The organism is Sulfuricurvum sp. RIFCSPLOWO2_12_FULL_43_24, from assembly GCF_001829605.1.
Lineage (GTDB): Bacteria > Campylobacterota > Campylobacteria > Campylobacterales > Sulfurimonadaceae > Sulfuricurvum.
The window spans coordinates 25,331-45,612 of the sequence record NZ_MIBT01000096.1 but is presented as its reverse complement, the minus strand read 5'-3'; the positions used below and the strand labels follow the sequence as shown (position 1 = coordinate 45,612).

Here is a 20,282-nt window from a genome sequence, read left to right as displayed (position 1 = left end):
TAAGATACTTTTTGGAATCAACGAAAAATGAGGTGTTAGCGGAAAACTAATGTGTCTATAAAACGGGGGTCATTCCATATAGAGCCTTGAATTAATACATCCCAATATAAATTTCAGTTGTTTAGTGTCATTACTTGGATGGATTATATTTATAACTGATGGAGTGTTATAAAATTCTTTTTCAAGATAGGTAGCTTTGATTTTATAGGAATCCCCCCTAGTGATTTCCATAATTAAAACTCTTGGAGATGTGAAAAACCTTTCAGGCACATGTCCTGCCAACCATTTTCCATATTTAATATATTGAAAGCTTTCTGAATATTCATATCTTGAAACATCTTTTCCTTGTATTTCTTGTTTAAACTCATCGGATAATTTTGTATTAGAATGCCAAAGTCTCTCATCGACTATTTTATTTCCTATGTCTTCACCAAAATTTTTGATTAAGTCGCTTCTTCTATATGGAATATATCCTTGTGAAACTTGAAAATTATTAATCATCGTAGTTGATAGCTTATCAATTTTCATTAATATTTCTGTATCTTGAGCAGAAGTGTTAAGACTAATTACCAGCTCTTTGTTTTGATTGATGGTATCAATTGGCAATTCACCATTAATTACAACATATTCATTTTCAATAGTTCCAATCTTGATAGATTGATTTTGTAAAATCGAATTTTTAACAAAAAGGATAGTTGTATCCAAATCTGCATCATCAAATATTTTTGTTGGCAAATCAATAATTTCAACGATTTGCTTACCAAGTAGAAACTTTCGCAATTCAAAATGCTGTCCAATACTCATCCAAGTATAAGGAACAATATAAGAAAAAAATCCATCTGATTTTAGATACTGAAATCCCCTTTCTATGAACAGAGAATATGTATCCATTTTAAAAGAAGCTGTTTTGTAATTTTCTCTAAAATATTTTTGGTCTTCTTTTGATGTTTTTGCTCCATACGGAGGATTACCAATAACTATATCAAAACTGTTTTCCTCAAATGGAATTGTCAAAAGTGAATTAGCACAGACAATTTTATCATTCAAGCTTGTAAGCTCACGCCCCTTGTGCGCCGTCCGTAGCCATAGAGAAAGTTTTGCAATCTCTACCGCATCTTCATTTATATCTATACCATAAAGATTATGTTCAAGAATACTTTTTTCGATTTCATATCCTATCATTAAATCTTCATAGGGCAATAGCAAATCCCGAATAAGCGTATGTTCCCGTATTAGAAATTCTAAGGCTTGATTGAGAAACGCACCGCTTCCACACGCAGGGTCGAGGATTTTTAGGTGGGTTAGCCATTCTCGGTAAGTTATCAATATTTCTTTGTAGTTTTGTTCTGCTTTTGTAAGTTTGCGAGGGTTGATGACTACTGTTTCGGACTCGATTTTCAAGTCTGATTTTTTATCACTACACAATTTACCGAGAGTATTTTCAACAATATATCGGGTGATGTATTCAGGAGTATAAAACACTCCATCTTTTTTACGCTTGGATTTCTTTTTATCAAACTCTGTGTCGTTGATCGACGCGTTTAGCTCTTCGAGATCGGTAAGTGATTGCTCAAAAATATGCCCTAAAATATTGACACTAATATCACTCTCGAAATCAAAGTCGGAAAGCTTTTGCGCTTCCATATCAAGGTAGGTATCATCGATAATGAGAGAGTCTAAAAGCTCATCGGTAGCGAATAATCCACCGTTGTATTTAGGGATGCCTAATTTATCATTCCCCTCGTTGATAGCGTTGAAATAAAATTTGTAAATGTCATAGAGGGCGTAATGAGTGAATTTTTGGTTTTTAAACTCTTCTCGTATCTCTTTGATCGTGTTAGAGTGCAATAAATTGCGATCTTCGGCGAAGAGGATAAAGATGATACGGTCGCATAGCTTTTGAGTGAGACGCAACAATAACGACCTATCCATCTCATTGTTTTTGATGATATTTTCAAAAAGGTGGGTGCGGAACTGGCTGAAATCACGGTAAAGCTCTTTGGAAATTCGTTGTTCTTCACCTAATGATTTCTCTTTGAGCTTTAAAGGGGTATTCTCTTTGATACTCTCATAACTGATAAGATAATGAAGAATTTTAAAATCCTCATAGGTGAGGTTAAAGAGGCTGAATTTCTCATACGCTGTTTTTTTATCGATGTAAAAGCGCAGTTCATCGAAGTTAGAAATGATGATGTATTTGGAATTGGAGTGAGAGGCGTGATAGTTGAATGCCTGAGACTCTACGGCATCAAGGTTTTTCGTTTTTTGATCTTTTAGCTCGACTACCCCGATAATCTCACCATTGACATAAATAACGCCATCGGCTTTTTTGCCGTCGGTTTCGTTCTTCTTTTCACGCTCTAAATTGTAATCGGATGGATTGGTAGTTTTGAGAGTATAGCCCAGACACGATTCGAAAACGTCTTTGAAAAAGCCGTCTTGATAAACTTCCTCTTTGAATCCTCGGATAGCATCGATTTTGGCGATATAGTTTTGATATGCCGCCCATCGTAGAGCAACTAAGCTTTCATCTTGTTTGATGGAGTTTAAAATGGATTTTTGGAAAATGGACAAATTTTGTGCCTCACTGTTAAAGTGAGGATATTATAGCAAATCAAGATACCAATCCCCTTTTATGTTACAATCCGACTAAAAAAAGAGCCTATGATGGAAATCCTAAAACACCCGATGGGTGAGTATCAAACCAACTGTTATATTGTAAAAGAGGGCAATAAAGAGATCATCATCGATCCGGGGATGGGGGCAACCGAGTGGGTACTGGCAAACGTTACAAACCCCGTCGCTATTCTCAATACCCACGGGCATTTTGACCACGTGTGGAGTAACAGCGAACTGCAACAAAAATTGAAGATCCCTCTTTACACCCCAAAAGGGGATCTCATGCTGCTCCAAAACAGTACATGGATGCCGGGATTACCGCCATCCAAACCCGATATTGAAGTAAATGGTGATGAAATCTTTGATATTTCAGGGATTGAGGTAAAATTTCATCACTTTCCGGGACATTGTCCGGGGTGCTCGATGATCGAAATCGGTGATGTGATGTTTAGCGGCGATTTTTTATTTAAAAATTCGATCGGGCGAGTTGATTTTCCCTACTCTGACCCCGAAGCGATGAAAATAAGCTTGAAAAAGTTTTCACAAATGAGCGGGAACAAAACACTCTATCCCGGACATGGAGAAGCGACCAGCGTAGAGGCGGAACAACGCCATGTCGATTATTGGATTCGCGCGATTTAAACGTCCGTATTCTTCATCAAATCCAAACGCAATACATGGCGTTCGGTGACAACAGTTTTGAAATCCCCTTCAAAGACCTTGATCTCATGGACATAACCTTTAACCGATACGTTTCGTTTTCGTCCCTCTTTTTGGTGTTCACTTGCTTCAAAAGTAACGATATCCCCGATTCTCACCGGAGCTAAAAAAAGACAATTGCACGAAGCCAATACGACATTAGGTTCATTGACCGCTGCCATAGCGGCAAAATCAGCTGCACTGAAAATAAAGCCGCCATGTACCAGCCCCACTTCATCCGCACGCATTACTTCTGTTGTTTCTAGCGAAACTTTTGCGTAGCCAATTTGTAATTTGACTATTTCACCACTGTAAACCGTATTGATTCTCTCATGAGTATTCAACGAAGTTTGCTGATTGATCGCGACCTGAATCGATTCTTCTGTTTCTGTTTGATTGTTTGACAAAATTATCCCTTTTTAATCCGAACATATCCCCGAACCGGTGCCGGGTATCCTTCAACTGTTTTGGTAGTATCGGCAGGATCGAGAAAATCTTCAAGACTTTGCGATTCAATCCAAGATGTTTTGCGCTGTTCATCCGAGGTTGTCACAACACTGCCAAGTACTTCAAAAGAGGTAAATCCGGCACGGATACACCAGTTCTCTAACGCTTTAAGGGTCGGAACGAAATAAACATTGGTAATTTTCGAGTAACTCTCGCTCGGACAAAGAGCGTACGGTTCTTCCCCCTCAATGATAAAGGTGTCGAGATAAATCTCACCCCCCTCCGCCAAGCCTTGTCCCAAGGCCTTAATCATTGCAATGGGATCACTGCGGTGATACAATACCCCAAGACAAAAAATGATATCAAATTTTTCCTCGTAAAACGGGAGATGTTCCACCCCCAGAAGTTCATACACAATTTCGCTTTTAACGTAATGGTTGATCAAATCAAACTGTGATTTAAACAGAGCCGATGGATCAAAGCCGACCACTTTTGCCGGAGCGTCTTCGAGGAATCGGAACATATAATAGCCGTTGTTACACCCGATATCGGCTACTTTTTTACCGCTCAAATTAAAATGGGGACGGAGAAAATTGTATTTAAGATCACTGCGCCACTCAGTATCGATAAACAGACCAAACAGATCAAATGGCCCTTTGCGCCATGGCATCATCAAACGTGCGATTCGTTCAAGCTCATCTACATCAACCGCATCATTGCTTCTGAGGCTTACCGTATTATCTAAATCAACCTCGGCAGTGATATGAGGAAGCTGATTCAGCGCTTCACGCAGTGGAGCAATATTTTTCCATGTCATCCATTTTTGTCGCTCTTGCCGAATTGCATTTAAATCCATCATGGCTCCTCACAATAATCTCGAAATTTTATCCATATTAGGCTAAAATGGCACCATGCGTATAGAAAAAAAAGCCACTCTCATCTCCACCATCGTCGCCTTTTTACTGGTGGCATTTAAACTCACTGTCGGGATTATCAGCGGCTCCGTTGCCGTCCTTGCTTCCGCTATCGACTCACTCCTCGATACGGTTATTTCCCTCTTTAACTATTTTGCACTGCATAATTCCGATAAAGAACCGGATGAGCATTTCAACTTCGGTCGTCGAAAACTTGAACCGCTTGCCGCAGTAATCGAAGGGACGATCATCAGCCTTTCAGCACTTTTTATCCTCTACACCGCTATTTCTAAAATGGTTCAAGGGAGCGTAATAAACCATCTGGATCTCTCCATCTGGGTCATGGGTGCGTCACTGATCATCACGACAGGTCTTGTCATCTTTTTAACGTTGATCGCTAAGAAAACCGGCAATATGGTCATTCAAGCCGATGCACTCCATTACAAAACCGATTTACTGAGTAACGGAGCTGTTTTAATCTCACTGATTGTTATCACCTTTACCGACTACACCTTTATCGATCCTCTATTGGGGATTGGAATCAGTATCTACATGATTTATTCGGCTTATCCGATCATCAAAGAAGGGGTTCTCATGCTCCTCGATGCGGCACTCGATCCTCAAAGTGTCACTAAGATTAATAAATTACTCAATAATCAGCTCGATATCAGCGGATATCATGACCTCCGTACGCGCAGTTCAGGATCCGATATTTATCTGAGTGTTCATGTTGTTTTTAGTATCAGCACATCGCTCTATGATGCTCACATGGTAGGAGATCGGATTGAACTGGCTCTTAAAAATCTTTTCCCCGAAAATAATGTTTACCCCCTTATCCATCTCGATCCGTACGATGATTCTGAAGTAGAAGATTGAGAATTAGCAAGTTTTTAAACGAAATTACTCTCTTGGAGAGCGAACAATCTTCGCTCTAAACGTTCGATTGCCGTTATCAGCTTTTCAGAAATTGTTTTTAGCTCTTTATAATGTTCTTTTGCAATTTCTTGACTTTCCGGAGAGATTTTTTTTCGTGTCCCAAAAAATTTTGAGAAAAAAGAGCGGTCTTCATCACTGAAATAAATTTTAAAGATTTTCATATAGATATCGTGAAGTTCATAATGGAGCGCCTCAATCTCTTTGAGACAATCCATACTTGGAATCCGATTGAGTCTTTGTCCTTCGCCATAAAACCATTGTCCAAATTTACAATCGGTACAGCTGACCGGGACCTGTTCTTTTTCAACCGGAAGCCCTTCGATAAGGGCATGTGCGCGATGAACCCATGAGATATGAGCCTTTTTCGCGTTATGAAGATGGGTAAGAGTCTCTTCTTTTTTCATATAATATTCTTTCATTTGAGATTATTAGCCATTAAAAGGATAATAATACCATTTTTATATCACAACAATATAACACTGATCTATAAAATAATTAACAAAAATACGATTATCGGGCGTATTCTACCACACGGCTTTCACGTATCACGCTCACTTTGATTTCACCCGGAAACTGCACTTTTTGAGAAATCTCATCAGCAATCTCTCGTGCAATCAATACCGTTTCATCATCATTGACACTTTGAGCACTCACGATAACCCGAACTTCACGCCCTGCATTAATCGCATAGGCTTGTTTAACCCCTGCTTTTTGGGTTGCAATCTCTTCGATTTCGCTTACCCGGCGTAAAAAACTTTCCAGCACTTCTCGACGAGCACCCGGACGGGCGGCAGAGAGGGTATCTGCGGCGCACACTGCGGCGCACTCGATGCTTTTGATCTCTTCATGACCGTGATGAGCATAAATAGCGTTGATCACCACCGGATCCTCGTTGTAACGTCGACAGAGTTCCACGCCGATATCGACATGATTCCCTCCATTTTCTTGAGTCAGAGTTTTACCGATATCGTGTAGTAATCCGGCACGACGGGCGAGTTTCACATCCCCTCCCATCTCAGATGCCATAATTCCGGCCAGATGAGCTACTTCGAGGGTATGTGCCAATGCATTTTGCCCATAACTGGAGCGGTATTTGAGCCGTCCGATCAGTTTAGTGAGCTCTGGATGGATACCTTGTAATCCCATCTCAAAAATGATCTCTTCCCCTTCACGGGTCATTTCCTCATCAAATTCATCGCATACTTTTTGGTATACCTCTTCGATACGTGCAGGCTGAATCCGACCGTCTTGAACCAACAGTTCGATCGTTTTTACCGCAATCGCACGACGATAGAGATTAAATGAACTCACGATAATCGCGTTCGGCGTTTCATCGATGATAATATCGACTCCGCTCACCATCTCTAGCGCCTTAATATTACGCCCCTCTTTTCCGATAATACGCCCCTTGAGCTCGTCATCATCGAGGTGGATAACACTGATCAGCCGTTCAGCCGCATACTCTCCCGCAAAGCGAGACGTTGCTTGCGCCAAAATATAGTTGGCTTTACGCTTAAGCTGTTCCTTGGATTGTTCGTCCAATTCACGCATGTGTCGCGCTAAATCCAAACGGGCATCTTCGCGCACCTGCTCTAAAAGAATCGTTTTTGCTTCCTGCACCGATAATCCGGCACGCTGTTCAACGATCACCTTAACTTGTTCACTTTTTTGGCGGTAGTCTTCTTTTAATTTCTCTAAAGCACGTTCATTACGTTCTAAATTGAGACGTCGATTTTCAACATTCGATCGCTCTTGCGCTATCTTCTCTTCTTCATTGTGACGAAGCAGTTCAAATTCACGCTCAACGCGTTCAATTTTTTCTTCACGCATCGAGAGATCTTTTTTGACCTGATCATACGTCTCATCGTAGTGTTTTTGTGCCTCTTTTTCGATCTCACGCGATCGCAGTGAAGCACGTTCTAAAATCATTTGTGCTTCGTTTTCAATCGCTTTCGATTTTGCTTTCGCTTGTTCTAAATAAAGATCAAAATGTGAGGCGGTAATCTTTTTTGAAATTAAAAATCCGACTAACCCGCTGATGAGGGCAACTGCGCCCCCTACGAGTAGTTCGTTTAACATTGGTTTTCCTCATGCCCTGAGCCCCGTAAGGGGTAATGAGCAGGTCTCCTTGCACGTCGTAATCATCACATACATTTTGCGCCGTTTGACACGCGCATGATTGAATAAAAATCGTAAATGGTTTCGTTTTCAGGGTCGGAAAAAATCGATCATACATCCCCTTACCGAAACCTACTCGGCGCAATGACCCGTCTACCCCTACTACAGGGACAATAGCTACATCTATTAAATTATATTTTCTATACGAATTCCGTGGCTCATAAATCCCAAAAGCTTTACATTCCAACGGGTGCCTAAATGGTACCATTTTGAAACTGACGCCATCCATAAACGGTAAATATACTTCTTTTGTACGACGCAATAATTGAATTGTTTTACGAATATCGGCTTCAAAACCAATCGGCCAATAGACCAATATCCGTTTTCCCGCTAAAGCTTTTAAGACCTGTTGCAATTGGCTGTTAACGGTTGCATCACGAACTTTTTTGGTACTGGGAGAGAGAGACTTGAGCCGATTCAAACAATGAGCTCTAAAATCACTTTTGGACACTTTTTACCTTTGCTTCGTTATAATCTTCATTATTTTATCTAAAAAAAGGTTTTGTATGCGTTTTTCAACACTCCTAATCCCTTTATTCTCATTAACCCTCCTCTTTCAAGGTTGTTCCGAAGAATCTTCTGATGAGGCAATGGTTTCAACGGCTAATTTTGCCCTTATGGACACCCAAGGCAAAAGTTACAACGTTGAAAAAAAAGGGACTAATTTTACCCTTGATGCCGGAGAGGACAAAGTCGTATTGTTTGATATCTTCGCTACGTGGTGTCCTCCCTGCCAAGCCGAAGTGATGCATCTGGGGAATTTACAGAAAAAATACGGAGACGATCTGATTATCATGGGAGTTACCATCGAAGAGGATAAAAGTAATGCTGAACTTGATGCCTTCCGTGAAAAATACAAAGGGGGCGAATACCTCATCTCCAACAAAGCCGATAACCAAGAGCTCGCCCGCGCCATTGCTTCAACGATTGGGGTAGGACAACAGTTTCCGATTCCGTTGATGGTTTTGTATAAAAACGGTGAGTATGTTACCCACTATGCCGGAGCCACCCAAGAAGAGATCATCGATCACGATATCGCTACGGCATTAGGAAAATAAATATGTTCAGTTTTATTAAAAAAGGGCTTCAAAAAACCGTTGAAGCTATCAGTGCCATTATCCCCGATAAAAAAGCGACCATCAGCAAAGACGATCTTGAGAATATCCTCCTCGAAGCCGATGTCGAATACGATCTTGTCGAAATCATCCTTCGTGAACTTTATCAAGAGAACATCACCCGCGATCAACTCCGTTCCAAACTTCTTGCAACGCTCAGTTTCGCCCAAAACACCCTTGCCGATAATCCCGACAAACCGACGGTGAGTCTTATCATCGGGGTCAACGGTGCCGGCAAAACAACGACAATTGCTAAACTGGCTCAACATCATTTAAACAACGGTGAGCGGGTAATCCTCGGTGCGGGTGATACGTTCCGCGCCGCCGCCATCGAGCAGCTCACGAGATGGGCGGATAAACTCGATGTCCCGATCATATCATCGCGCCAAGGGCATGACCCGAGCGCAGTTGCCTACGATACGATCGAATCAGCCAAAGCACGCGGATTTGAGCAGGTAATCATCGACACTGCCGGACGGCTCCATACCCAGACAAACCTCGGTAATGAGTTGAAAAAAATTGTCCGTATCTGCGACAAAGCCCATGCAGGCTCACCGCACCGTAAAATCCTCATCCTAGACGGGACTCAAGGCTCTTCCGCCATTGCGCAAGCCAAAGCGTTTAACGAGATGGTAGGAGTAGATGGAATCATTATCACCAAACTCGACGGTACGGCCAAAGGTGGATCGGTGTTCTCTATCGCCTATGCCCTCTCGCTCCCGATTCTCTATATCGGGGTTGGTGAACAACCTGAGCATTTAATTCCGTTTAATAAATACGAATTTGTGGATGGAATTTTGGATGCAATTTTTGGGGAAGAACCCAACAAATAATGGCAAAGAAAAAAAATGTCCTCTTCGAATGTCAAAACTGCGGGTTCACCACCCCAAAATGGATGGGAAAATGTACCAACTGCGGCGGATGGGACAGTTTTGTCGAGCTGAGTGAACAACAGCAAGAGGTGATCAAACTCACCTCGACCTCTTCACCATCAGCCGGGGCAAAAGCCAAAGAGATCACCCAAATACTCGAGGAGCATACCGAACGATTCACCAGTGACGATGCCGAACTCGACATGGTGCTCGGTGGCGGTGTCGTTCCCGGTTCGCTGGTGCTCATCGGCGGAAGTCCTGGAGTCGGGAAATCAACCCTCCTTCTCAAAATCGGCTCAAATTTGGCGAAACAGCGCCGCAACGTTCTCTATGTATCAGGAGAAGAGAGCGAAGGGCAAATCAAACTCCGTGCAAACCGTCTGGGTGCGAACGTCGACAACCTCTACCTTCTTGCCGAGATACGACTGGAGCAGGTACTCGCAGAACTGCATGAACGCGCGTATGAGTGTATCATCATCGACTCCATCCAAACCCTCTACTCCGAAACCATCGCTTCAGCACCCGGATCGGTGACACAGGTTCGTCAAATTACCTTTGATCTGATGCGGATTGCCAAAGAGCGCCGCATTGCCATCTTTATCATCGGACATATCACCAAAGAGGGTTCCATCGCAGGGCCTCGTGTTTTGGAGCACATGGTCGATGTCGTCCTCTATTTCGAGGGAGACAGCTCTCATGAACTGCGTATCTTACGCGGATTTAAAAACCGTTTCGGTCCCACGAGTGAGATCGGCGTCTTCGAGATGCGCCACGACGGACTTGTCTCGGCAAAAGACCTCTCCTCGCGCTTTTTTAACCGTACGAAATCGCAAAGCGGCTCCGCCCTCACCGTTATCATGGAGGGGACTCGCCCGATAGTGCTCGAAGTGCAAGCACTCGTCAGTGATACCCATGCCCCGAATCCGAAACGTCAGGCGACGGGATTTGAAAACAACCGTCTCAATATGCTCCTGGCATTGTTAGAACGGAAACTCGAAATACCGCTGAATAGCTACGATGTATTTATCAACATCACAGGTGGAATCAAAATCACCGAAACTTCTGCCGATTTGGCGATTCTTGCCGCCATCATCAGCAGTTTTCGCAACCGTGCCATTTCCAAAGAGACCGTGTTTATCGGTGAAGTCTCCCTCGTCGGAGATATCCGAGAAGTATATCAGCTCGATCAGCGGCTCAAAGAAGCGGCTTCTCAGCAAATTACCAAAGCATTAATACCCAAAAAACCGATCGAAAAAACAGCCGTTAAATGTTATGAAATCGATGAAGTAAGCAAATTGCTAGAGTGGTTTTAATTTAAACAAAGTATAATTCACTATTACAAAAATCAAGGAGAACCCGCATGCCAATGTGTTCCATTTTTGCCGATCATAAATCTGAAGAGCGCTATTGCAAGCTCTCGTTAGCCTATTCTACCGAAGAGGAACACAAAATGATCGAAGAAGCGATAAATGTGTGTACTCCTTTGTGCCCTATCACTCCAAATATTTACAGTGGTGATGTAACCGGCGGAAAAAAAATGGTCACGATTGAATATCATGATGATTGCGATCGTGAAGGCGGGAAAGTTTTTGACGCTATTATTAAACACTTAGGAATTGATCAGTGCCACTAAGCAAAAATGCTGCAGACCTAAGTATCCAACGTCTCAAAGAGTTTGCGGACGGTAACGAAACGTTTCAACAAACCTATTTTAAAAAACATGAAACCCAATTACTCAGTCTTGTCAAAGAGGGTCAAAATCCGAGAGCTCTTTTTATCGGGTGTTCCGATTCACGGGTTATTCCCGATCTCATCATCCAATCAACTCCGGGTGACCTTTTTGTCGTTCGTAACGTCGGTAACTTTGTGGCCCCCTACAAACCGGATGAAGATTTTCACTCCACGGCGGCAGGGATAGAATATGCCGTATTGGTGCTAGAAGTATCCGAGGTTATTATCTGCGGTCATTCTCACTGCGGTGCTATCGAGGCGCTCTACAAATCATCCTGCGATACCTCAATGGTCCATACAGCAAAATGGCTTACCCTTGGGGAAAAAGCAAAATCTATGGCGATGTTGGCATTAGGAGAGAATGCTCCACGCGAAGAGTTACTCCGAGCTACCGAGCATCTCTCGATCGTTACCCAAATCGAAAACCTTCTTACTTATCCGTACGTGAAAAAAATGGTGGAAGAAGAGAAACTATTTATTCATGGATGGTATTACGATATTGAGACGGGAGGAATTGAATATTATGACCCCGATATCTATCAATTCCGCCCACTCAGCGAATTAGGGGATTAATTTTCCCCTTTTGCATTACATATCCAAATATAAAAACAGCGCCGAGAGAAAATAGTTGGTGATAAAAATCGCCACTGCCGAATAGACAACAGCATAAATCGTCGATTGCCCTACTCCCCGAGCTCCACCGCTGGTATGATAACCGATATAACTCCCGATTGAACTGACAATATATCCAAAAACTGCCGCTTTAACCACACCCGTCATAATATCATCGAATTCACCCAATCGCATTAGCGTCTCTTGATACGATATCGGATTGATCCCCAAAACGCCGGTCGAGATCATATAACCTGAACCGATAGCGATAAAGTCAAACCAAATGACCAATAAAGGGAGTGAAATAACCGTCGCGATGATACGGGGAGTGATTAAATACTCTTTCGAATTAACCCCCAGAATATCGATTGCATCAATCTGCTCGCTTACTCTCATCGTCCCCAGTTCCGCCGCCATCGCACTGATAGAGCGGGAGATAAGCATCAAAGAGGCAAAAACAGGACCGAGTTCCCGACTTATCGAGAAAAATACCGTATAACCGATAAAGTTTTCGGCACCGAATTGATGAAACCCGTTGTAAAGCTGTATGGCCAAAACCATTCCCGTAAAGAGTGCGGTAAGGGTAACAACCCCCATACATCCCAGTCCGATCACGTCGATCTGTGTCAACACAATTTTATACCGTTTAAAAGCGAGGGGATAAAGTCTAAAAAGTTTTAATTGGAATAAAATAAATAGGCCAAATCGCTCAATTGTCTCATAAAAATGGACAAATGGACGACCGATATAACCTAAAAGCGTCTCAAGCATAATGTTTCCCTTCTTTTCTTGAAGTAAGTTTAGCTAAATCAAACCAAAATTCAAAAGTTTCTCGCTACAATAAGCGATGAATATTTTCAAAGGAGCAACGGATGGCCGATAAAGAGAAAGAACACGAAGAACAAGCACCCGAGGGTGGTGAAAAGAAAAAAAGTAATCTTCTATTAATCATTATTATTGCTGTATTGGTATTGGTTTTAATCATAGGTGGTGTTGTAGCGGCCCTGATGCTAGGTAATCACGACACTGAAGCCGAAGGGGGAAATGGAGCTAAAACGGAAGTAGCTGCCGATGGACACGATGCAGAAGCAAAAGCCGATGCTGAACATGCGGATGAAGAATCACACGGCGGTGGAGAATCGACAGAAGTTGGCCTTATGTACCCGCTTGATATTTTCACGGTTAATCTACTCAGTGAGAGTGGACGCCGCTATCTCAAAGTCGAAATGAATCTTGAAATCGAAGGGGAAGAGCTATCGCCGGAACTCGAGCAGAAAAAACCGGTCTTCCGCGATATTATTATCCGTATTTTAAGTTCAAAATCCCTTGAAGAGATCTCTACGATCAAAGGGAAAGAAAAACTCAAAGAACAAATCGTCAGCGAACTCAATACCCGTCTGAAAGACGGAAAAGTCAAAAACGTCTATTTTACTGATTTCGTGGTGCAATGATCGGCATCGACCTCATCAAACTCGATCGGATGAAACGTTTTATGGAGCGTTTCGGCGACCGTGGTCTTCATAAATTTTTATCCGAGAATGAAGTTCTTTTAATCAAAAACTATCGTAACGCCGCCGGTTTTTGGGCAGCCAAAGAGGCATGTGCTAAAGCTTTGGGATGCGGTATAGGGCACGAATGCGGATTTCATGACATCCTCCTCTCCAAGACACCCAAAGGTGCACCCCTCATCGACCTCTCAGTCCATGTCAAAGAAGCGTTTGCTATCCAAAGCCTCAGCGTCTCGATCACCCATGACGGAGAGTATGCGATTGCTGTCGTTGCACTCGAATCCAATATCTTAAGGTAATCCCTATGCAAGAACTCCTAAGCATTCAAAAATATGCATCAAAACACCATATCAGTACATTTAATGTCATTAAAAAAACGATGAGCGGAGAGTTGCCCACCGTGGTCAAAGAAGAGAACGGCAAAGAGGTAACCTATATCGTTATGAACCCATCATCAAGCCAGCCTCAATCAGAAACAAACAATACCAGTAGTGAAGAGTTTGAAATCGATTATAAAAAAGCGTATGAAGATTTGAACAAAGAGTATCTGATTTTAAAAACGAAGTATCAAAAACTCGTTGATATGCTCGAGGGGTAAAAGTTAGATTCCGTATCGAGTACGGAATGACGGGAGATTTATTCAGTCTGCCTACGTTTTTATTTATTTTTTGTGGTATAATTTTTTCGCTAGTATCACTTTCCGTATCGTTAATGGAGCGGCAAGACAAGGTCGGGGGTTTAATCGCCTTCGGCCTTTTTTTTTGCCCTCCAAAAACGATACGTGAAGGGGGTTCTTTATGGATAAGCTGATACTAGCACTACTGCTTATGTGCATTTTTGCGCCTATGCTCAGGTGATCCTGACGTAGCCAAGGGGTTTTACCCCTTGCCCCCCCTCAATTTTTCACCCTCCCCCGACAAAATCAAGCAATTCGATCGTATCACCCTCTTTTAAAAGGGTACTGCTCCAAGCGTCTTGTTTCACAATCTCCATATTCAAAGCCGATGCCATAACACGCTCTTCCAATCCCAAAGACCTGATAAGATCGAGCATACTCGATCCCTCTGCTATCTCCCTCATCTCACCGTTTACTTTTATCTTCATTTTCTCTCCTACATCGACATTTTAATCAGTTGGGCAATAGCAAAATTTTTCTTTGCCATTGCGAAATCATACGGTGTTGCTCCGTCATTATTTTTTACATTCGGATCAGCTTTCGCTTTTAGGAGAAAATCGACCACTTTTTCATTTCCGCTGAATGCGGCTTGATGGAGCGGTGTAATCCCGTCGTTATTGGCGAGATTGACGTCGGCTTTGCGCATCACTACAAACGTAACCAGCTCCAAATCTTTTTTCTTTATCGCTAAAATCAGCGGCGTATTACCCTGAAAATCCTGTGCGTTGATATCGGCACCGTAATCGAGCAAAAGCTGAGAAATTTTCAAATCACCCATTTTGATAGCTACATGCAGTGCCGTCAATCCGGCTTTGTTTTGTTCATCAACATTTTTATAAAGTTTCAAGTGTGCTTTGATTTTTTCACTGTTTCCCTCGTAAGCACAATCATGTAACACTCCTCCATAAAGGAGTGTTGAAATAAAAATAGTGATTAAAGCTAAACGCATTGATTACTCCTTAACAAACCGTATCATCTTAAATCGTTCCCCCATCAACGAGGGGGTGATGAGAATTTTTACTTTTTCCAGCTCTTGGGCATAGATATCCTCTCCGGCATGTTCTTTAAGCATCGCAAGGAGATCCAAAATCCCCATTTCGACCAATGCGACCAGTTGCGTTGCATACTGGGCACACGCTACTCCTGATTCTGCGTAGGCATCTTTCACATGCGTAAAGTTGACATCATACGTGATATCGCTTTTTCCAAAAGATTCAGAGCGATTGAGTGCTTCATCAAAGAGGGGAAAGGTTTGATGCGTTTGGTAGACACGGATCGAAAAATCACTCCGTGCACTCAGTTCACCGTAATCAAAGCTCATAAACTCAAACCGCTTCGAGCTCTTTTGCATCGCGTGAGCGAATGATTCGTATCCTAAAGCAATTTCCCCACGATCTTGCTGATATTTTTGTGCCAATGCAGCAATTTTAGGATCATCAATATCGAAATGGATTTCATGATTCTCCACGTGCGCGATTTTCCCTTTGTAAAAAAGCTCACACGAAAACGCATCAAAAATCTCATTGGCGATAAAAAAAGTCGATTGTTCATTCAGTTCACACAAATCGCTGTAGTGTTCTAAAGAAACCGCATTGCCGAACGATTCGTCAAAATAATTTTGTTGAGCCATCCTTAGGTTTTCAAACCGCTCTATGATCCCAAATCGAAGACTCTGCACTAATTGCGGTCGGAGGGTATGGATAAACTCGATGATATCGGCGAGTAAATAGCCGTGATGGGCACCGATCTCACAGATGAGAGAGTCGGAACGTAAAAACCCATCATCGATGCGTTTAATGATATGATTGGCAATAGAGCCTCCAAAGAATTTGGACGTACTCACCGCCGTGTAAAAATCCCCTTTTTTACCGATCGGACGATACGAGGCATAATACCCCTCGGCTCCATAAAGCCATTGCTCCATATACTCGCTAAATTGCACGTCTGCCCTTAAAGAGTTGCGATCGCTTTTTCAAGACGCGCAAACCCCTCATCGATGTCCGCTTTGGTGATCGTGAGCGGCGGGAGGAAGCGAAGGGTATTACGCCCCGCTTTGAGGACGATTACCCCTGCTTCACGTGCGGCATTGATAATTTTACCCAAAGTATCAGCGTCTACGACACGAAGCCCGCGCATCATTCCCAAACCGACATGCTCTAAGAAAATCGCAGGATGAGCACTTGCGAATTTCGCTAAAGACGTTTCGAAATAGAGGAGATGTTCATCCAGTTCGCCGCTCTCTTTAATCTCTTCAAGGATGTCAAGCACCTCATTCGCCGCTGCGGTTGAGAGGTAGTTCCCCCCGAAAGTCGATCCGTGATCTCCTGGGGCGAAAATATCTTTTTTACTTGTCATAACGACACCGATCGGGACACCCCCGCCAAGCCCTTTTGCCAACGTGATAACATCGGGTTCGATCCCATAAAGGTTTGAAGCCAAAAACTCACCTGTACGGTAAATTCCCGTCTGCACTTCATCCACCATCAGTAAGATATCGCGTGATTTGAGCATCGCTGCTAATGCTTGCACTTTCGCGCGATCCTGTGGCTGGACTCCACCCTCCCCTTGTACCAATTCGATCATCACCGCAACCGTATGATCATCGATTAATGATTCGATCTCATCGATATTTTTGGCATACACAAATCCGTCTGGAAACGGACCGAAATAATTATGCATCGACTCTTGTCCCGTCGCTTTGAGCGCCGTAATCGTACGACCGTGGAAGGAGTGATCGAGCGTGATGATTTTATAGCGCTTTGGCTGCCCTTCTATCTCTCCGTACTTGCGGGCAATTTTAATAGCCCCTTCGTTTGCTTCGGCACCGCTGTTGCCGAAAAAACATTTCATGTCATAGCCGCTCAGCTGAACGATACGGCGTGCACATTCGGCTTGGGGTTCGATGTAATAGAGATTCGATACGTGGATCACTTTACTGACTTGATCGCATATTGCTTTGGTAAGACGGTCATTAGCATGTCCGACACTGCACACTGCGATTCCCGCTGCAAAATCAATGTACTCTTTCCCCTCACTGTCGATCAGAATCGCATTTTTTCCTGCCGTAAAACTGACGTTTTGGCGTCCATACGTCGGCAATACATAATTATCAAAATTTTTAGTCATTTTTTTGTCACCTTTATTTTATTTTCTTGATATACGGCACTCTCCCCCTCATAACTTAGCAATGAAGGAGTAAGTACATTCACATGAGGAGTTCCTGAATAAATCAGCACGCAATCGCGCCTCAAAGAGGCATTATGCCGCACTGGCATATCAACCGTTCCCGTGTGCGAAGAGAGCTGAACGATCTCCCCCTCTTCAAATCCTGCCTCAGGATGGAGATAAACTCCCTCAGCCCTTTTAAACTGCGAATTAAGCCCTTTTGTGTATTTCGAGGTGATGAGATAAAATCCCTCTTCTTTATCAATCTCTAAATCGACCTCGTCTAAAAATTCAAATTCACCGTTTTCAAATCCCTCTGCATAGGCGATTTTAGGAGAATTTGGACGATATCCGACACCCTCAGAAAACTCGATTTGTTGTCGAAAAAAATCCAGATAATATTCTTCGCTCTCCAACTCTACCCCGAACGCTTCGCACAACTGACGAGTCAATTCATATTCGCAGATCCCGATCTCACTCTTGAGCAATCGTGGCATCTCTTGAAGCGTATAATCACCATACGAACTGCGAAAATCATTTTTTTCTAAAAATGTTTTTGCCGGTATCACCAAATCAGCCAAGCGCGAAGTCTCGTTTTCATACAATCCGAAATAAACACTAAATCCTGAGGAGGCAAACCGTTCTCTTACCACTGCCGTATTGGGCATTTGTGAGAGGGGATTGCCACCTTGAATAAAAACACAATTATACTTCGAAAAATCAACTGTTGGCTTACTGACACGATGAGAAATACTCTTAAACGGAAGTTCGATACCACTCAGAGAATTCCCAAGATAACTTACTCCGCTTCCGCACTTGCCAAAAAGTCCCATAATCGCTCCAAAGGCATCAATAACGCGGAGTACATCGGCACCGTTACGGTATTTTTGAACACCGATACCGACCAAAACAGCTGTCTTTTTTCCCTGCATCAATTCCAGCATTGCTCCGATTTGCCCTAGACTCACATCGATTGCATCAAGGGTCGCTTTGATTCGAACGGTCTGGGTTAGTTCATAAAAATCGTTGTACTCGCTGGCATATTCTTCTAAAAATTCTTTGTCATGCAGCCCTTCAATCATGGCGAATCGGCTGAGCAGCAATGCCAAATGTAAATCGCAATGAGGTTTGATTTGAATATGTAAATCGGCCTTTTGTGCCATTGGAGTCTTTATCGGATCGATCACAATGATCGTCTTCCCCTCCAAAAACGGTAACAGATGAGAGTGGGTCGTATGGGGGTTGCGTCCCCAAAAAATCACCACCTCGCTCTGTGCTATCATCTGCGGTGTTAGTACCTCATTTTTACCGCGTCCCGCTAATACACCGGCCTCTCCTGCACCGTCACATAACGATCCTGACGTTCCGACTGCTTTGATGGAAGCGAAAAAATGCTCACTTACACGCTGCATCAGAGCAACATTTCCGCTTCCGCGATAATAAAGGACAGAATCGCTTTTAGAACTTTGCAATACTTCTATCAGAGTTTGTATCGCTGTCTCCATCGAAATATCTTGCCCTCGAAGCTTGGGAGTAATCAAACGATCCTGTTCTGTGAAATGGTTGAGATTCGGGCACAAAAAACCTCGCGTAACAGGATGGGTTTTATCGCCCTTTAGCTTCTGATTCTCATCCAGGAGTATACGGCATGCATCGTAACAATCGAGAGGGCAGGCAGTAGCTTGATTCATGTTCTATTACTTTTCTTTTAAAAATAGGTGTTTAGATAAAAAAGATTGTGATCCTGTGCGCATTTTACCCTTCACACCCTTTAGTTTTTAGTAAAAAAAACTCTCGAATAGGATATGATAAAGAAATATAAAATTATTGAGGTCACTATGTCTCTACTTGAACACGTTGACGCTGCAACCAACTTAGCGAAAAACAACGAAGTCCAACTTTTAGTCTTTAAAATTGATTCGGCAGAATCATCGCCCTATTATGCTATTAACGTATTTAAAACCCGCGAAGTCGTTGAAGCCAAACGCCATCACCTTACCCAAATTCCCGGGGCGCATCCATTATTGGAGGGTACCATCGTTTTGCGCGAAATGCAGATCCCTATCCTCAATCTCCCACGATGGCTTGATAGTGAACTGGATGATGCCCATAAAAAAGCCTCTAATCTCCTCATATGCGATTTTAACGGAATCATTATCGGAATTCGTATCATGTATGCGTATCGTGTTATCAAAAAGAATTGGAACGAAATGCACTCGCCTGACAGCTATCGTTTGGGAGACGATGGTTTAGTGATCAACGATACCCGTCTGGATGATGGAAGTTTGTGTCTGGTCCTCGATTACGAAAAGCTTCTCGCTGAAGTTATTCCCCAAGCAATGGTCAATGTTGAAATTGCATCAAAATCACTCGCAAATATTACAATGCCGCCTAAACTCAAAAACGGTGTGGTCCTCATCGCTGAAGATTCCAAAACGGCTCAGCGCCATTTAATCCATATTTTTGAACATGCCCATATAGGTTATCAGATTTTCAATAATGGCAAAGATATGATTGAGTTCATTGCCAGACATCCAAATCCTTCCTCTATCCCCGCCATCATCACCGACATTGAAATGCCTGAAATGTCAGGGTTTACGGTTATCCAGCGCCTAAAAGGAAATCCCGAAACAAAAGCTATCCCTATCATCGTTAACAGTTCAATGACCGGTGATAATAATAAACGAGAAGCGGCCAGTTTGGGAGCGGATGGGTTTATCGATAAAACAAAAAGTGAAAATATTTTACCGTTGATTGTGGAAAAAATGAATGAGATGGAAATGAGACTTCTCCCAAAATAAGGGAGAAGA

The 20,282-nt window shown here is 42.8% G+C and carries 23 protein-coding genes; 11 read left to right on the top strand and 12 right to left on the bottom strand.

From position 1 onward, the window contains the following. Positions 1 to 69 precede the first annotated feature (69 nt). Positions 70 to 2,574, bottom strand: a complete 2,505-nt coding sequence (locus tag A3G19_RS09365; protein WP_294872281.1) for an N-6 DNA methylase — start codon at positions 2,572 to 2,574, stop codon at positions 70 to 72. Between the two features lie 93 nt (positions 2,575 to 2,667). Here A3G19_RS09365 and A3G19_RS09360 point away from each other — a divergent pair, with 93 nt between their 5' ends. Continuing rightward, a complete protein-coding gene (locus tag A3G19_RS09360) occupies positions 2,668 to 3,261 on the top strand; it encodes an MBL fold metallo-hydrolase (protein ID WP_294872284.1) in 594 nt (197 codons plus the stop codon). On the opposite strand, the gene A3G19_RS09355 is transcribed toward A3G19_RS09360, so the two are convergent. Together A3G19_RS09355 and cmoB are read right to left on the bottom strand one after the other, a co-directional pair. Beyond that, the gene (locus A3G19_RS09355) at positions 3,258 to 3,725 is read right to left on the bottom strand and encodes a hotdog domain-containing protein (protein WP_015653278.1); all 468 of its coding nucleotides are present in this window, start codon (positions 3,723 to 3,725) and stop codon (positions 3,258 to 3,260) included. The two genes, A3G19_RS09360 and A3G19_RS09355, sit on opposite strands and share 4 nt — an antisense overlap. 2 nt (positions 3,726 to 3,727) lie before the next feature. Next, complete coding sequence (gene cmoB / locus A3G19_RS09350; RefSeq protein ID WP_015653277.1) at positions 3,728 to 4,621, bottom strand: tRNA 5-methoxyuridine(34)/uridine 5-oxyacetic acid(34) synthase CmoB; 894 nt, start codon at positions 4,619 to 4,621, stop codon at positions 3,728 to 3,730. A gap of 55 nt (positions 4,622 to 4,676) precedes the next feature. Here cmoB and A3G19_RS09345 point away from each other — a divergent pair, with 55 nt between their 5' ends. Continuing rightward, entirely contained in the window at positions 4,677 to 5,555 is an 879-nt protein-coding gene (locus A3G19_RS09345) for a cation diffusion facilitator family transporter (RefSeq protein WP_015653276.1), read from the top strand. A gap of 14 nt (positions 5,556 to 5,569) precedes the next feature. On the opposite strand, the gene A3G19_RS09340 is transcribed toward A3G19_RS09345, so the two are convergent. From A3G19_RS09340 to A3G19_RS09330, 3 genes are all read right to left on the bottom strand, one after another. Next, positions 5,570 to 6,034, bottom strand: a complete 465-nt coding sequence (locus tag A3G19_RS09340; RefSeq protein ID WP_291750938.1) for a CZB domain-containing protein — start codon at positions 6,032 to 6,034, stop codon at positions 5,570 to 5,572. A 91-nt stretch (positions 6,035 to 6,125) separates the two neighbouring features. Continuing rightward, positions 6,126 to 7,694, bottom strand: coding sequence for a ribonuclease Y (gene rny / locus A3G19_RS09335; RefSeq protein ID WP_294872278.1), 1,569 nt, complete (start codon positions 7,692 to 7,694; stop codon positions 6,126 to 6,128). Beyond that, positions 7,600 to 8,244 carry a 5-formyltetrahydrofolate cyclo-ligase gene (locus tag A3G19_RS09330; protein WP_294872276.1) on the bottom strand — a complete coding sequence of 215 codons (645 nt, stop codon included), beginning with the start codon at positions 8,242 to 8,244 and terminating at the stop codon, positions 7,600 to 7,602. Before A3G19_RS09330 ends, rny begins: the two co-directional genes overlap by 95 nt. Before the next feature lie 55 nt (positions 8,245 to 8,299). Here A3G19_RS09330 and A3G19_RS09325 point away from each other — a divergent pair, with 55 nt between their 5' ends. The 5 genes from A3G19_RS09325 to A3G19_RS09305 are packed head-to-tail and all read left to right on the top strand — an operon-like array spanning position 8,300 to position 12,084. Further along, entirely contained in the window at positions 8,300 to 8,851 is a 552-nt protein-coding gene (locus A3G19_RS09325; protein WP_015653272.1) for a TlpA disulfide reductase family protein, read from the top strand. A 2-nt stretch (positions 8,852 to 8,853) separates the two neighbouring features. Further along, positions 8,854 to 9,741 carry a signal recognition particle-docking protein FtsY gene (ftsY, locus tag A3G19_RS09320; protein ID WP_294872274.1) on the top strand — a complete coding sequence of 296 codons (888 nt, stop codon included), beginning with the start codon at positions 8,854 to 8,856 and terminating at the stop codon, positions 9,739 to 9,741. Further along, complete coding sequence (radA, locus tag A3G19_RS09315; protein WP_294872272.1) at positions 9,741 to 11,093, top strand: DNA repair protein RadA; 1,353 nt, start codon at positions 9,741 to 9,743, stop codon at positions 11,091 to 11,093. The genes ftsY and radA overlap by 1 nt, the downstream gene beginning before the upstream one ends. A gap of 47 nt (positions 11,094 to 11,140) precedes the next feature. After that, positions 11,141 to 11,413 carry a hypothetical protein gene (locus A3G19_RS09310; protein WP_015653269.1) on the top strand — a complete coding sequence of 91 codons (273 nt, stop codon included), beginning with the start codon at positions 11,141 to 11,143 and terminating at the stop codon, positions 11,411 to 11,413. After that, positions 11,404 to 12,084, top strand: a complete 681-nt coding sequence (locus tag A3G19_RS09305) for a carbonic anhydrase (RefSeq protein WP_015653268.1) — start codon at positions 11,404 to 11,406, stop codon at positions 12,082 to 12,084. The genes A3G19_RS09310 and A3G19_RS09305 overlap by 10 nt, the downstream gene beginning before the upstream one ends. A gap of 15 nt (positions 12,085 to 12,099) precedes the next feature. Here the strand turns inward: A3G19_RS09305 and A3G19_RS09300 are convergent, their stop codons facing one another. Beyond that, positions 12,100 to 12,894, bottom strand: a complete 795-nt coding sequence (locus A3G19_RS09300) for an ABC transporter permease (RefSeq protein ID WP_015653267.1) — start codon at positions 12,892 to 12,894, stop codon at positions 12,100 to 12,102. A 101-nt stretch (positions 12,895 to 12,995) separates the two neighbouring features. Here A3G19_RS09300 and fliL point away from each other — a divergent pair, with 101 nt between their 5' ends. From fliL to A3G19_RS09285, 3 genes are read left to right on the top strand one after another with little or no spacing between them, the layout of a single operon-like run. Further along, positions 12,996 to 13,574 (top strand): flagellar basal body-associated protein FliL, encoded by a 579-nt coding sequence (gene fliL / locus A3G19_RS09295; RefSeq protein WP_294872270.1) that lies wholly within the window; start codon positions 12,996 to 12,998, stop codon positions 13,572 to 13,574. Continuing rightward, positions 13,571 to 13,930, top strand: a complete 360-nt coding sequence (acpS, locus tag A3G19_RS09290; RefSeq protein WP_015653265.1) for a holo-ACP synthase — start codon at positions 13,571 to 13,573, stop codon at positions 13,928 to 13,930. Before fliL ends, acpS begins: the two co-directional genes overlap by 4 nt. Positions 13,931 to 13,935: 5 nt before the next feature. After that, positions 13,936 to 14,229, top strand: coding sequence for a hypothetical protein (locus A3G19_RS09285; RefSeq protein ID WP_294872268.1), 294 nt, complete (start codon positions 13,936 to 13,938; stop codon positions 14,227 to 14,229). Between the two features lie 305 nt (positions 14,230 to 14,534). Here the strand turns inward: A3G19_RS09285 and thiS are convergent, their stop codons facing one another. The 5 genes from thiS to A3G19_RS09260 are packed head-to-tail and all read right to left on the bottom strand — an operon-like array spanning position 14,535 to position 19,163. Then, positions 14,535 to 14,735 carry a sulfur carrier protein ThiS gene (thiS, locus tag A3G19_RS09280; protein WP_294872266.1) on the bottom strand — a complete coding sequence of 67 codons (201 nt, stop codon included), beginning with the start codon at positions 14,733 to 14,735 and terminating at the stop codon, positions 14,535 to 14,537. 8 nt (positions 14,736 to 14,743) lie between these two features. Further along, positions 14,744 to 15,256 carry an ankyrin repeat domain-containing protein gene (locus A3G19_RS09275; protein ID WP_294872265.1) on the bottom strand — a complete coding sequence of 171 codons (513 nt, stop codon included), beginning with the start codon at positions 15,254 to 15,256 and terminating at the stop codon, positions 14,744 to 14,746. A 3-nt stretch (positions 15,257 to 15,259) separates the two neighbouring features. Continuing rightward, positions 15,260 to 16,249, bottom strand: a complete 990-nt coding sequence (locus tag A3G19_RS09270; RefSeq protein ID WP_294872262.1) for an SAM-dependent methyltransferase — start codon at positions 16,247 to 16,249, stop codon at positions 15,260 to 15,262. An 8-nt stretch (positions 16,250 to 16,257) separates the two neighbouring features. Then, the gene (locus A3G19_RS09265; RefSeq protein ID WP_294872260.1) at positions 16,258 to 17,433 is read right to left on the bottom strand and encodes an aspartate aminotransferase family protein; all 1,176 of its coding nucleotides are present in this window, start codon (positions 17,431 to 17,433) and stop codon (positions 16,258 to 16,260) included. Continuing rightward, positions 17,430 to 19,163: a molybdopterin-dependent oxidoreductase gene (locus A3G19_RS09260; protein ID WP_294872257.1), complete on the bottom strand. Its 1,734-nt coding sequence runs from the start codon at positions 19,161 to 19,163 to the stop codon at positions 17,430 to 17,432. Before A3G19_RS09260 ends, A3G19_RS09265 begins: the two co-directional genes overlap by 4 nt. A gap of 147 nt (positions 19,164 to 19,310) precedes the next feature. Between A3G19_RS09260 and A3G19_RS09255 the strand changes: the two genes are divergently transcribed. Beyond that, a complete protein-coding gene (locus A3G19_RS09255; RefSeq protein WP_294872254.1) occupies positions 19,311 to 20,273 on the top strand; it encodes a chemotaxis protein in 963 nt (320 codons plus the stop codon). Positions 20,274 to 20,282: the final 9 nt, after the last annotated feature.